Below are 12,367 nucleotides of genomic sequence, written 5' to 3'. Positions count from 1 at the left end.
CCGGTCACGGGGCCCGGGGCCAGGCGGTGCAGTTGCAAGATGCGTGTACTCGGCGCGTGCCTGCGGCTGACCCGTAAACGCAGGACGGCCCGTGATCCGTTACTCAGCAGAGCAGCAACTGGGAGCGCTCCCGAAGCTGTCTCCGACTCGGGTCACCCGGCGGACACCGACGCTCTTAGGCCGATTCACGGACCTGCAGCTCCGTACGGAGGATGACGTGGCGGTAGGCCACCGACGGCTCGTCCATGTCCTCCAGGAGCAGCCGGATCATGGCCCGGCCCATCTCCTCCAGCGGCTGACGCACGGTGGTCAGGGGCGGATCGGTGCGCTGAGCCAGGGGAAAGTCGTCGAACCCGATCACGGCGACATCCTCCGGTACGCGCCGTCCCGCCGCACGCAGTGCTTGCAGAGCCCCCGCCGCCGTGGTGTCCGACGCGGCGAGGACGCCGTCGATCTCCGGGTGCCGTTCGAGCAGTTCTGTCATGGCGCGGCGCCCGCTGTCCTGCGTGAAGTCGCTTTCGGCGACCAAGGACTCCTCGTACCCCAAGCCCGCCAGCGTCAGAGCATCCTGGTAGCCGCGCAGCCGGCACTGGGCGACGTGCATGTCCAGCGGCCCCGTGATGGTGGCGATCGCTCTGCGGCCCCGTGCCAGCAGGTGGGAGACGGCGCTGCGGGCACCGCCCACGTTGTCCGCGTCCACGTAACTGACGTACTCGTCGCCCGAGCGGCGCCCCAGCATCACGGTCGGCAGCCGTGCCTCGGCGAGCATGTCCGGCAGTCGGTCGCCCGCATGCACGGACAACAGCAGAACTCCGTCGACCCGGCCGCCGCGCGCGTACTCGAGGAAGCGTTTCCGGTCGGTGTCCGAGCGGACCAGGGTCAGCAGCAGTTGCATCCCGGTGTCTGTCAGCGCGTCCCCGAGCGAGCGGACGATTTCCGAGAAGAACGGCTCGGCGAACACGCGCCAGTCGGGCTCCGTCAGGACGAGAGCGACGGCATCGGTCCGCTGCCCGGCCAGTGAACGCGCCGCGAGGTTGGGAACGTATCCCAGCTCCTTGATGGCTCGTTGCACGGCTTCGCGCGTCGACTCCTTCACACCGGCCGCGTTGTTGATGACGCGGGAAACCGTGCCACGCCCCACCCCGGCGTGAGCGGCCACCTCTTCCAGCGTCGGCGTACCGGGGCGTCGCCTGCCCATGACCACCTCCCCCACGAGATCATCCGATCTTACGGGGCGAAGGAACGGGGCACACGGCTTCCAGGCGCGACCAGTGCTCTGTCGGCCAAGAGGAGGGAGGCCGGGTTCGCCTCATCGATGTGTGATTGCGCTGTGCACATCGTCGCGTTCAGGCGGTTGCGACCAGGCCATTCCGAGTGTGATGCGCCGACACGGCCAGGAGCCGTGGTCTGAGACGATGGTGTCATGGGTGCCGATGGCCTGCGTTTCCCCGATCCTCCGGCTCATGAGCCTGACTTCGAGGACGACTTCACCGTTCCGCAGCTCAGGGAAGATCGCTGGGTCGATCACTATCTGCCCCACTGGACGTCACCCGAGCGGTCTCGGGCACGCTATGACATCGACGATTCGGGGCTGCGGCTGCGTATCGACGCCGACCAGCCGGACTGGCGCGAGGAAGACGCTCCGCTTCGGGTGTCCAACGTGCAGACCGGGGTCTTCTCCGGCCCAGTGGGCTCTCACCGCGGAACACACCGACACCGTTCCGACGGACTCGTCGTCCGCACGGAGACCCCCGAGCGGCTGCTGTGGGCCCCCACCGGCGGACGTGTGGAGGTGACGGTGAGCGCGAGTGTGGATGAGGGGTGCATGCTGGCGGCGTGGCTCGTGGGGACGGAGCATCTGTCGGAGGGGGAGAGCGGTGAGGTCTGTATCTTCGAGATCGACGCCGAAGCCGTCGGCGAGGGAAAGAGTCATGCCCGGTGCGGGGTGAAAGCACATGGGGACGGGCGGTTGACGACCGACATGACGGAAGCAGTCCTTCCCCTGGACGCATCGAAACCCCACACCTGGACGGCTGTGTGGGGGCCATCGGGCACGATCATCGGTTGCGAGGGCGTCGTAGTGAAGCGGATGCGTCAGTCTCCCGCCTACCCGCTCTTCTTGATGATCGACCTTTTTGAGATCGGTCCTCGCTCGGACCTCGAGACCTCCTACCCGAAGACCGCTCACGTCCACCGTGTGCGTGGGTGGGATGCGCTCGACCAGCCGGAGACGGACGCTTTGTGAGAAAGGCGGGACCCGCCCCTTCGGCACGAGGGTCTGGTGGGCGGGCCCCGGGTGGGCGGATGCGTCCTGAATACGTCACGCGGTGGTGCAGGAAGTGCCGTTCAGGCTGAAGGCGGCCGGCTTGGCGAAGCTGCCGCTGTAGGAGGCCTGGAAGCCGAAGGAGACCTGGCCGCCGGGCGCAAGGGACGCGTTGTACGCCAGGTTGCCGGCCGTGACCGCTCCCGACGACGGAGAGATTCCGGCGTTCCACGCGCTGGTGATCGTCTGCCCTGCCGGCAGCGTGAATGCGAGTTTCCAGCCGTTGACCGGCGAGGAACCCGTGTTGGTCAAGGTGACATCGGCGGTGTAGCCGCCCTGCCACACGCTGGTGGTGTAGGCCACCTTGCAGGCCGCGGGTCCGGTCGGAGTGCCGGGGCCGCCGGGGGTGCCGCCACCGAGGTTGACGGTTGAGGAGAACGAGTTCACCGCCAGTCCCGCGCCGTTCCGCCAAGGCTCGAAGCCTGCCTGAACGCTCGTCAGGTACCAGTCGCTCTGCGCGAGTCCGCGGGAGACGGCCTGCCGGACGAAGTCCATCGCGTCGAAGCTCCAGCTGTCGATCGCCGACGGCGCGACGAAGGACAGCACGTCGTTGGAGCCATTGCTGCCCGACCACACCTGCCAGCTGCGTCCGCCCACGCTCGCCGTGCCGACCTGGGAGCCGATGGGCTGGATCGGGCCCACCTTGTTGAACCAGATCATGATCTCGGTCCGGTTCACGCCGTCGGTGCGGGGCGTCGGGTCCAGCCAGATGTCGTACGAGGCGTTGTACGCGGCGTCGCCGCCCACGTAGCCGTAGGAGATGCTCGTGGGAGCGTCGGCGATGGAGCTCAGCCGCGCCGGGAGCCTCGTGCCGGGGGAGCAGTTGGTGTAGTGGCAGCCGTTGTACACGGACGGGTAGGACTTCGGGGCGCCGTTCGTCGGGACCGAACCGTCGGCCTGGGCAACCCTGAAGCCGGAGTCCGTGACGGTGATGCACTGGGGCTGGCTGGTCCCCCAGCGGTTGTTCTGCACGACGTAACGGCCCTGGAGGGTCGTGGAGCCGAATGGCTCGCAGATCGTTGTGTCGGCGTGCGACGTCGAAGCGCCGGTGAGAAGCGCTGCCAGCGCGACGAGTGAGGTGAGCAGCGCACCGGACAGGGCACGCACCCTGCGGGCTTGGTGGCGTGGTGGTTGCATGCGGCTCCTCCGCAATGGATGTGGGGGAGAGAAGGGCACTCATGAATGGGAGCGCTCCCAATTCCCTCTTGGGAGGGGACTGTAAGAGAGGATCATGTACCTGACAAGGCGGCCCGGTGCAGCCCTCTCAACCGGGTTCCGAAACTGCAGGTCGTTCCTGGGCCGACCTGCTGCGTGACTGCGCCCGCCGAGGCATGCGCGCTCCCGTCCTCGCCGTCGGCGACGGTGCACTCCGCTTCTGGAAGGCCCTGGCCGAAGTCTTCGCCGTGACCCGCCACCAGAGGTGCTGGGTTCACAAGATCGCCAATGTGGCGAACGCGCTGCCGAAGTCCGCCCAGCCTGGTGCGAAGAAGGCCCTGCAGGAGATCTACAACGCCGAAGACCGCGACCACGCTCTCAAGGCCGCCGCTGCGTTCGCCAAGACCTACGGGGCCAAGTTCCCCAAGGCGGTGAAGAAGATCACCGACGACGTCGACGAGCTGCTGACGTTCTACAAGATCCCGCTGAGCACTGGATCCACCTACGCACCACGAACCCGATCGAGTCGACCTTCGCCACCGTCCGGCTGCGAACAAAGGTCACGCGAGGTGCCGGCAGCGCGGCCGCCGCCCTGGCCATGGTCTTCAAGCTCGTCGAGCCCGCGCAGGCCCGCTGGCGGGCGGTGAACGCTCCCCATCGCGTCGCTCTTGTCCGCGCCGGAGCCCGTTTCGAGGGCGGTCGCCTTGTCGAACGCTCCGGGACCCTCGCGGCGTGATCGAAGCCGCGAGGATCGCAGCGGCCGTCAGGCGTGGGACTACTGCACGCCGGACTGCTGCGGGGTGTGAGCGCGCAGGGCTCCGGTGAACCACGTGAACACTGGTGCCAGGCTGGGCGGGACGGGCCATCCGTTGATGACGGCCAGCAGGTGCCAGTAGCGTTCCGCGCGGGGGTCGCCAGCGATCTCCAGGCGTGTCAGCAGCCAGTGGCGCAGGTCGGCGTCGTCGGCGCGGCTGAAGGTTTGCGCGTAACGGGCGGTAAGGGCGTCGATGACGGGTGCGGCCTCGGCCGAGGCCGGAGCGATGCCGGCATCGAGCGCGCGGCCGACGCTGTCGCGGACGGTCTCGGTGAGGTCGTGATGCAAGCCGGTGACGTCGCCTTGGGCGCGCTCGGCTGCCTGGTACTGCGCCATGCGACGGACAGCGGCGCGGAAGTCGGGGTCCTGGGTGAGTTCGGCGAGTTCCACCCAGGCGTCGACCTGATTGGGTTCGGGGTCGTCAGGCAGTTCGGGCATGGCCGAGCGCATCATGTCGACGAAGTCGGCATTGGCGTCGAACCCGCCGAAGATGTCGTCGATGAAGTCGGTGATGAGGCGTCGGCGTTCGTCGTCGGAGAGCTTGGCAAGCTTGTGCATGAGGTCCATTTCCTCGGGGGTGGAGCCCCTTTTGGCCACCGCTCGCAGCACCGCGCGCCGCAGTCGGAGGGTGCGGATCTGCACCTCTAGGGCGTCAGCGTGTGCGGCCGCGACCTCGGGCACCGAGACCTCCCGGTCCAGCACCTGCCGGATGACAGCAAGGTCGATCCCCAGGTCACGCAAGGTGCGTACCAGATCCAGGCGCGCCAGTGCGCCGATGTCATAGAGACGGTAGCCAGCCGGGCTGCGGTCCGTCGGCGGCACGATTCCGGTGTCGGAGTAGAACCGAATGGTCTTGACCGTCAGCCCGGTCCGCCGGGCCAGGGCCCCGATCGTGAAGAGCGTGTCGCCGTCCATGCCTGCACCTTCGTGCCTCCCCCTACGGGAGACTCAAGCCCAGTCTCCCCGCTGGTGCTTCCACCTCATTGGGTAGCCAATCCGCAGGTCTCGACAATTACTCCTTCCCGGCGTCGGTGATGTTCTCGGAGAACGGCTCGTTGACGCTTTCGAAGAGCAGCTTGCGCGGCTCGTCCCGGAACGTGGAGGTGATCTGCCGCCAGGTGGCGTCGAACCGGTCCCTGACCGTGTCATGGTCGGTGGGAAGGTCGTCGATCCACTGCCAGGAGTCGTGGTGGACGTTGAGGGCCACGTACAGACCGTCGGCGACGGCCCAGTCCACGATCTGCTTGCCCCGCTGGATGAAGGCCGGGTCGACGGTGTAGGGGGCGGGGGCGAACCGTGACCGTTCCAGGTGACCGGGATGCGCACGCTGCGGAAGCCCTTCGCCTTCACGGCGTCGAACAGGGCTGTCGTGACATGTTGGCGACCACCGCCCTACGGTCGGAGGGGGCCTCCCGCTCGGGCGCGGCGGCCGCGGTCCCACCCCAGGCTAGCTCGAGTACCGCGGCCAGGCCGAGGAACAGCCCCACGATCCGCCGCAGCGGCGACCCCATGGGGAACGGCCGTGATGTCATTTCGGGCGGCGCCTTGTACGGGGACCGTCGCGCCGAGGAGTGCGGAGTGCCGTGGCCGTCGGCGCGCGGTTCCTGCTTGAAGGCTGCCGCGGTGTCAGCCCTGGTTGCCCGCGGGCTCAATGCTGCGCAATAGCCGCTCTCCGGACTCGCGGAGCCGGTTCTTGACCTCGTCGAGTCGCGAGGTGAGCAGGGCGTGATCGCGTTTGCGCCAGGTGCCGGCGACCATCACGGCTTCGATGTTGGCGATGTCGGCGTGCAGGGCCGTGGCGACCGGGTCGTGTGCCGGCCACAGGTTGAGGGCCCGGGCATCGACGGCGACCAGGTCGGCCTGCATGCCCACCTCGATCCGGCCGACCCGGTCGGCGAGGCCCAGGGCCTTCGCCCCTTCCACCGTGGCCCAGGTCAGTGCCTGCTTGGCGGTGACCGAAGCGGTGTTGGCGTGCATGCCTGTCGTCTGTCGGTGTTGGGCGTGGTCCAGGCTGCGCTGGTGGGCCAGGGCGATGCGGGCGGCCGTGAGGAGCTTGCCGGGTACGGCGGTGTCGATGTCGGTGCCCAAGGAGGGCGCCGCGTCCAGGCGTAGCAGTGACCCCGTGATGGGTGTGCCGTGTCCTTGGCCCAGTTCGTTCTCCGGGGTGCTGGTGAAGGTGACGCCTGCTTCGACGAGCGTCTTGATCCAGTCGTCGGGCAGGTCGATCCCGTGCACGATGTTGGTCAGGGGGCTGAACAGTCCGGCGGCGCGCACGGCTTCCCAGCCGGGGGACGGTTCTCCGCCGCTTTGGTGCATCGAGACGACGAGGCCGCGTTCCGCGCCGGCGCGGAAATCGGCCAACGCGGTGTCGGGTGAGGAGTACTGCGGCCCCTGCAGTGCCATGCCCAGGGTGAGGAGGGCGTGGTCGCGGACGGGGCCGTCGAGCAGCCGGTCGATCTCGGTGAGGGGGTGGGGGGTGTCCGGCGACCGGTAGGGCGTGCCGTGCAGGAAGACGGCGCGGATCCCGGCGTGGGCCAAGCCTTCGACGGCGGCGTCGGCGTGTTCGGGCGAGAGGGCGTTGTGACACCAGTCGCCGAGGGTCGTCGTTCCGCAGTTGAGCTGGTTCAGTGCGCCGGCGAGGTTGCTGATGTGCATGTCGGACGGGGTGTAGTGCCCGACGCACTCGCCGTGGAGGTGGGTGAGGTACTGCATCAGCGTCCAGTCGGCGCCCACGGAGCGCAGCGCGGTCTGCCAGGTGTGCAGGTGGGCGTTGACCAGGCCGGGGATGACGATGCGGCCGGAGAAGTCGACGACTTCGGCGTCGGGCGCCTCGATGTTCTCGTCCACGGCGGCGATGCGGTCGCCGTCGACCAGGATGTCGAGGTGCTCGGCGTCTGGCCGGCCCGGCGTCATCGTGATGACTCGCGCTCCGCGCAGCAGTTTGCGGCTCATGCGGTCGCCCCCGAACCGGAGGAGGGGTGGCTCTGCTGGGGCATGGTGCGGCTCCTTGCCTGTGGGGTCATCGCCCGGACGGCGGTTTGTGTGGTGCTGAGGAAGTCGCCGGTGGCGATGTGCCCGATGTAGCCGTCGGGACGGATCAGCAGCAGCGTGTCGCCGGTCAGGCCGTAGGCGCGCCGCAGTGTGTTCTCGGGGTCGGAGAAGGTGAGGCCGTGGGTGGCGGCCGAGCCGACGGTGAGCCGTTTCAGCTGGGCGCCCGCGGTCGGCCAGGCAAGCTGTTCGAGGGTTCGGGCGGCACCGGTGCCGTAGGCGAGGGCGGTGAAGCCCGGCCCGCGGAGGACCTCGAACAGCCGGGTCTCGGCGCCGTCGGCGCCGAGCAGTCGGGCGTCCGGGGCGCGGTCACCCACGCGCAGTGTCCCGGTGCGCATGCCGTCGGCGGGGGCGAGCGGGCCGCCGTAGTAGGTCAGAGTGAGCTGCTGCTCGTCCTTGCCCCGCTTCATGCTCGACGGGTCGAGCTTGGCGATGCCGCCCCACTTGTCCGTGGACAGGCCCAGGACGCCGGCTGCGATCGGCTGCCGCTCGGCCTCGTAGGTGTCCAGCAGCGCCGGGTCCGCCCCGGCGAGGACCTGGCCGAGTTTCCAGCCGAGGTTGTAGCCGTCCTGCATGCCGGTGTTCAGGCCCTGGGCGCCGGCCGGGGTGTGGACGTGCGCGGCGTCACCGGCGAGGAAGACCCGCCCTCGGCCGTAATTCTCCGCCAGGCGGATGTTGGGCCGGAACACCGACGTCCAGTGGATGTCGTGCAACTGGATGCCCCGGTTGCGCGTGTGCTGGTGGATCCGCTGGACGATGTCGTCCTTCTTGGCAGGCGGTTCCTCGTCCGGCGTGAGACGGATCATCCACTGGAACATGTCGCTGTCGGGGAGCGGGCAGGCGCCGATGAACCTGCCGCCCCGGCCGGGCCACATGTGCCACCGGTTGCGGGCCAGACCGGTCACCGAGGCGTCGACGATGAGCATCCGGTCGCTCTCGTCCGTCGTCCCGACGAAACCGATGCCGAGCTGCTTGCGCACCGTACTGGAACCGCCGTCGGCGCCCACGACGTACCGGGCGACGATCTCCTCCGTGCCGTCCGCGCCCGCCACCTTGGCGACCACCGTGTCCTCGTCCTGCGTCAGCTCGGTCAGTTCCCTGCCGAACTCGATCTCATGGCCGAGCTCGCTGAGCCGGGCGTGCAGTGCGCGGTCCGTGCGGAACTGAGGGATCAGCCAGGTGTTCGGGTACGGGACGTCCGGAGTCGCCTCCCTGTGGGTGAACATCTTCCACGGCACGGCCAGGGGGCCGGCATGGATCCCGAGCTTGGGGTACGTGCTGCCGCCGGCCAGCACGTCGGGCAGGGCACCGAGGTCTTCGAGGACTTCGAGGCTGCGGGGCTGGACGCCCTTGGCGCGGGAGCCGTCGAAGGCATGGAGAGACCTGTCGACGATCCGTACGTCGAGCCCCCGGCGGACGAGGTCGATCGCCAGGGCGGATCCCGAAGGCCCCGCACCGATGACCAGTACGTCGATGACCTGCGGGTCGTTCATGAGTCGAGCCTTTCGGCACGTGCGGCCACGAACGGGACGATCTGATCGGCGACGTGGCGCGGACGTTCGAATGGGGCCATGTGACCGCATCGTGGAATCACATGATGCTCCTGGGGCTTCAGGAGGGCACGAGCCGCGGAGAGATGGATCAGGGGCGTGACGTTGTCCTCGTCGCCCCACAGGAGCAGTGTGGGAATGCCCAGTGCGCCCGTCTGCCGGAAGAGTTCGTCACGGCCGGAGAGCGGCAGGTGCTGCAGTGTGTCGAAGACCGCATACAGTGACCCCTCGAAGCGGAAGGCTTCGAGGACCATGTCCGTCAGTTTCGTGCCGAGCTCGGGGTCGCGGACGTTGTGCCCGAGGTGCCCCTGGAGTATCCGGCGGCCGCGCATCCGGGCCACGACACCGGCCAACAGATCGTTGCGCAGTAGCCGGTGAGGGTCAGCCGGTCGCGGTTTCGCGAGACCGGCGGGCCCGACGATCGTGAGGGTGGACACCAGTGATGGGTACTGGGCGGCGTAGGTCATGGTGACGACGGCTCCCATGGAGGTGCCGACGATGTGCAGTGGCTTCGTCGTCAGACCCAGGCGTTCGGTCAGTTCGGCCAGCTGCCGCGCGAAGAGGGCCTCGTCGTATCGCGCCCGCACCCGGTCCGAGTAGCCGCGGCCGTACGCGCTGCAGGTCAGAGTGCGCAGCCCGCGGGCGTGCAGCTCGGTGACCAGGCCGTCCCAGTAGAAGAGCGGGATGGTCAGGCCGCCCGCCATCACGACCAGCTCCCCGTCCTCGGGGCCCTTCAGTTCGTAGTGCGTCACGCCGTCGGAGAGTTCGATGAAACTGCCGCGCAGGGCTTGCCGCGACTCGGGGGTGAGCCGTCGGTCCTCGCCGGAGGCGACGAAGAACTTCATGAATCGGGTCTCCTTGACCTCAGTGCGTGGGGGTGTCGGTGGAGGAGAGGAGGAACTTCGCGATCGCGTCCGCGACCCACTGCGGTTCCTCTTCGGGCAGCAGGTGACCGCCATGGGGGTGCAATATCTCCCTGGCTCCGGGGATGTCGCGGGTGAAGTGCTGGCCGTCGATGCTCGCACTGCGCAGGACCAGCGTGGGCGCCGTGATGCGGGGGATCCGCGCGCTGCGGTCGGGCTGGTCGGTGTTGCAGAAGTCGACGAAGGCCGAGCGGTTCCCGGGCCGGTTCATGAGCTGGTGGGCGCGGTCCACCATGGCGTCGTCCACGATCGTCGAGTGCGGGCCGACGCTCGAACGCAGATTGCGCTCGATGGCGCCGCGCGGCATCACGCGCCGCAACACAGGCCGTAGCAGCGGGTTGCGGGCCAGGCGCATGCCTGCCGGGATCTCCTTCTCCGGGTACCCCGTGGCGTTGACCAGCACCAGGCCGGTCAGCCGATCCGGATGGTCCAGGGCGAGGTTCCAGGCGATGTTGCCGCCCAGTGAGTTGCCGGTTACCGCGTAGCGAGGCACCTGCAGCGCCTCCAAGAAGGCCGCCACCGTCGCCGTGTAGGTCGGGATGCGGTAGTCGCGGTCCTTGCGAGGGCCGGTCAGGCCGAACCCCGGCAGGTCGGGGCGGATGACGTCGAACGACTCCGACAGCAGAGCCGCCGCACGGTCGAAGTGCTGAAGCGACGAAGCGCTGCCGTGCAGCAGAACGAGTGCCGGGCCGTGCCCGGCGCGTTTGTAGTGGATCCGCAATCCACCCACCGCGACGAACCGGGAATCGGGCTGCGGCTCAGACCAGGTGCTCATAATGGATACACTGTTACCGATAAGGTGATCGTGTCAAGTGCAAGCCGCCGGAAGTCACGGTCTCGCGGCCTGAGGCGTCGAGCACGCGCTGCGGTAGCGCGCGCCTCGCCCGGGCGGGCGTCCGGAATCGCATGGGATCTGATCCGAGGCGGCCTCGGGCTGCGTCGGTCGGCGGTCAACCAGCGTGTTCGGCGGCGCCAGGCGGTCGATGCCGCCTTCGGGTATCGCCGCGGCGGCGGATGAGCCACGGGTGCCGAGATCGAGGATGCCTCTCACCCGGCGACCGTCCTCAACGCCGTCCCCGCCCACGCCGACCTGTACGGCGCGGAGACGTTCGGTCCGGTCTGTGTCGTCGACACCTTCGCCACCGACGACGAGGCCGTCGCGATGGCCAACGACACGGACCAGGGGCTGACCGCCGGGATCATCACCGAGAACGGCACGCACGGGCTCCTGGTGGCCCGAAGGCTGCGTACCGGCATGGTCCACATCAACGACCAGTCCGTCGCCGATGATCCCCAGGCGCCGTTCGGTGGTTTCAAGTCCTCGGGCTACGGCCGTTTCGGAGGCCGCTGGGGCATCGAGGCTTTCAGAACACCCGTTGGATCACTCTGGCCACCCAGCACGCCTCCTACCCCTTCTGAAGGTTCGGCCCCGGGCCGGCCTCGTGGGCCGGCCCGCTGACCACACAGCGGACAGGAACCAAGGATGATCTCGACCACCACACCCGTCTCCGATGTGGACATCTTCGATGACGAGGTGCTCAACGATCCGTACCCCGTGTACGAAGAGCTGCGCGATCTCGGGGCGGCGGTCTACCTGCCGCGCCACGGCTGCTGGGTACTTCCGCGGTACGCGCAGGTGCGCGCGGCGTTGGGCGATCACGGGCGGTTCTCCTCGGTCGACAGTGTCGGTCTCGAACCGGCACTGAACGAGCGGCGCCGCGGCGGGGTCCTCGCGTCGGACCCGCCGGAACACGAGGTGTTGCGCGGTGTCCTGTCCGAAAGCCTGGCGCCGCGCGCCCTCGCCAAGCTGCGGACGGACATCGGCCGCCGGGCCGGAGAACTCGTCGCCCCGCTCGTGGAGCGCGAAACCTTCGACGTGGTCCGGGACTTGGCCCGGGTGTTCCCCGTGAGCGTCGTCGCCGACCTGATCGGGATGCCCTTGGCGGCACGGGAGGAGGTGCTGCGGTTCGCCGACGCCGGCCGCGCCGCCTCGGCGGCGGCCAGAAACCGCACAGCTTTCACGGACGTCCCCAGCGTCCGGGGTGAGCTGCTCACTTCACTGAAGGCGCCGTGCGCCGTCACCCTCCTGTCGGGGACGCGATCGGCGCCTGCTTCACCGGCCGCTCGGTTACCCTCCGGCCGAGCTCGTCGTTCCCTGCGTAGGAGTGGTCGGTGAGGCGGGGTCGGGAAGGGGGCGCCGGGCGACCTCGTGGGCGTCGTCCGGCGGGACGCCCAGCATGCGCAGAACCATCTCGGCCAGGTTGACCGCGGCCTGGTCACCGTCCACGTCGGGGCGGGCGAACCTCAGCTCCGCAAGGGAGAGCAGGGTGCCGCCGAGTGCGGACAGGGCGACCGCCGGGTCGACGGGGGGGAAGCGGCCGGAGGCGAGGCCGGCCTCGAGGTCGCGCAGTGCCCGCCGGGCCAGTCCGTTGTCCGAGTGGATGTGACCGAGGCCGCGGCGGCGCAGGACCTGCATCAACTCGGGGTGGGAGTCGGCCATGCGGGCGCTGAGCCGGAAGCCCGCCGCGACGAGTTCGGCCGGATCGTCGATCCC

At 69.0% G+C, this 12,367-nt stretch carries 10 protein-coding genes and 3 pseudogenes; 4 read left to right on the top strand and 9 right to left on the bottom strand.

From position 1 onward, the window contains the following. Positions 1 to 175: 175 nt before the first annotated feature. The gene (locus tag GTY47_RS32380; RefSeq protein WP_010043192.1) at positions 176 to 1,198 is read right to left on the bottom strand and encodes a LacI family DNA-binding transcriptional regulator; all 1,023 of its coding nucleotides are present in this window, start codon (positions 1,196 to 1,198) and stop codon (positions 176 to 178) included. A gap of 225 nt (positions 1,199 to 1,423) precedes the next feature. Here GTY47_RS32380 and GTY47_RS32375 point away from each other — a divergent pair, with 225 nt between their 5' ends. Beyond that, on the top strand, positions 1,424 to 2,245 hold the full coding sequence (locus GTY47_RS32375) for a family 16 glycosylhydrolase (protein WP_010043191.1): 822 nt from the start codon (positions 1,424 to 1,426) through the stop codon (positions 2,243 to 2,245). A gap of 75 nt (positions 2,246 to 2,320) precedes the next feature. Here GTY47_RS32375 and GTY47_RS32370 read toward each other — a convergent pair whose 3' ends face one another. Beyond that, entirely contained in the window at positions 2,321 to 3,460 is a 1,140-nt protein-coding gene (locus GTY47_RS32370; RefSeq protein WP_029181397.1) for a cellulose binding domain-containing protein, read from the bottom strand. Between the two features lie 121 nt (positions 3,461 to 3,581). On the opposite strand from GTY47_RS32370, the pseudogene GTY47_RS32365 reads away from it, so the two are divergent. Beyond that, a pseudogene (locus GTY47_RS32365) lies at positions 3,582 to 4,214 on the top strand (transposase); the annotation flags it as partial. A gap of 39 nt (positions 4,215 to 4,253) precedes the next feature. Here GTY47_RS32365 and GTY47_RS32360 read toward each other — a convergent pair. The 6 genes from GTY47_RS32360 to GTY47_RS32335 all read right to left on the bottom strand — a co-directional run bounded on the left by GTY47_RS32360 (position 4,254) and on the right by GTY47_RS32335 (position 10,588). Beyond that, the gene (locus GTY47_RS32360) at positions 4,254 to 5,207 is read right to left on the bottom strand and encodes a MerR family transcriptional regulator (protein ID WP_010043189.1); all 954 of its coding nucleotides are present in this window, start codon (positions 5,205 to 5,207) and stop codon (positions 4,254 to 4,256) included. Positions 5,208 to 5,304: 97 nt separating this feature from the next. Continuing rightward, positions 5,305 to 5,529: a cellulase family glycosylhydrolase gene (locus tag GTY47_RS41970; RefSeq protein ID WP_010043187.1), complete on the bottom strand. Its 225-nt coding sequence runs from the start codon at positions 5,527 to 5,529 to the stop codon at positions 5,305 to 5,307. 389 nt (positions 5,530 to 5,918) lie between these two features. After that, entirely contained in the window at positions 5,919 to 7,244 is a 1,326-nt protein-coding gene (locus GTY47_RS32350; RefSeq protein WP_010043185.1) for an amidohydrolase family protein, read from the bottom strand. Further along, positions 7,241 to 8,833 (bottom strand): FAD-dependent oxidoreductase, encoded by a 1,593-nt coding sequence (locus GTY47_RS32345; protein ID WP_010043182.1) that lies wholly within the window; start codon positions 8,831 to 8,833, stop codon positions 7,241 to 7,243. The genes GTY47_RS32350 and GTY47_RS32345 overlap by 4 nt, the downstream gene beginning before the upstream one ends. Next, a complete protein-coding gene (locus GTY47_RS32340; protein ID WP_010043180.1) occupies positions 8,830 to 9,735 on the bottom strand; it encodes an alpha/beta hydrolase in 906 nt (301 codons plus the stop codon). Before GTY47_RS32340 ends, GTY47_RS32345 begins: the two co-directional genes overlap by 4 nt. A 19-nt stretch (positions 9,736 to 9,754) precedes the next feature. Next, positions 9,755 to 10,588: an alpha/beta hydrolase gene (locus GTY47_RS32335; RefSeq protein WP_029181395.1), complete on the bottom strand. Its 834-nt coding sequence runs from the start codon at positions 10,586 to 10,588 to the stop codon at positions 9,755 to 9,757. Positions 10,589 to 10,849: 261 nt separating this feature from the next. Between GTY47_RS32335 and GTY47_RS32330 the strand changes: the two are divergent. Further along, positions 10,850 to 11,232, top strand: a pseudogene (locus tag GTY47_RS32330) (aldehyde dehydrogenase family protein); the annotation flags it as partial. A 64-nt stretch (positions 11,233 to 11,296) separates the two neighbouring features. Continuing rightward, positions 11,297 to 11,989, top strand: coding sequence for a cytochrome P450 (locus tag GTY47_RS32325; protein ID WP_010043170.1), 693 nt, complete (start codon positions 11,297 to 11,299; stop codon positions 11,987 to 11,989). On the opposite strand, the pseudogene GTY47_RS32320 reads toward GTY47_RS32325, so the two are convergent. Continuing rightward, positions 11,942 to 12,367 (bottom strand): annotated as a pseudogene (locus GTY47_RS32320) (TetR/AcrR family transcriptional regulator); the annotation flags it as partial. The gene GTY47_RS32325 and the pseudogene GTY47_RS32320 overlap by 48 nt on opposite strands.

Source organism: Streptomyces sp. SID5464 (assembly GCF_009862985.1).
GTDB lineage: Bacteria > Actinomycetota > Actinomycetes > Streptomycetales > Streptomycetaceae > Streptomyces > Streptomyces chartreusis_D.
This window is presented reverse-complemented; position numbering and strand designations above follow the sequence as displayed.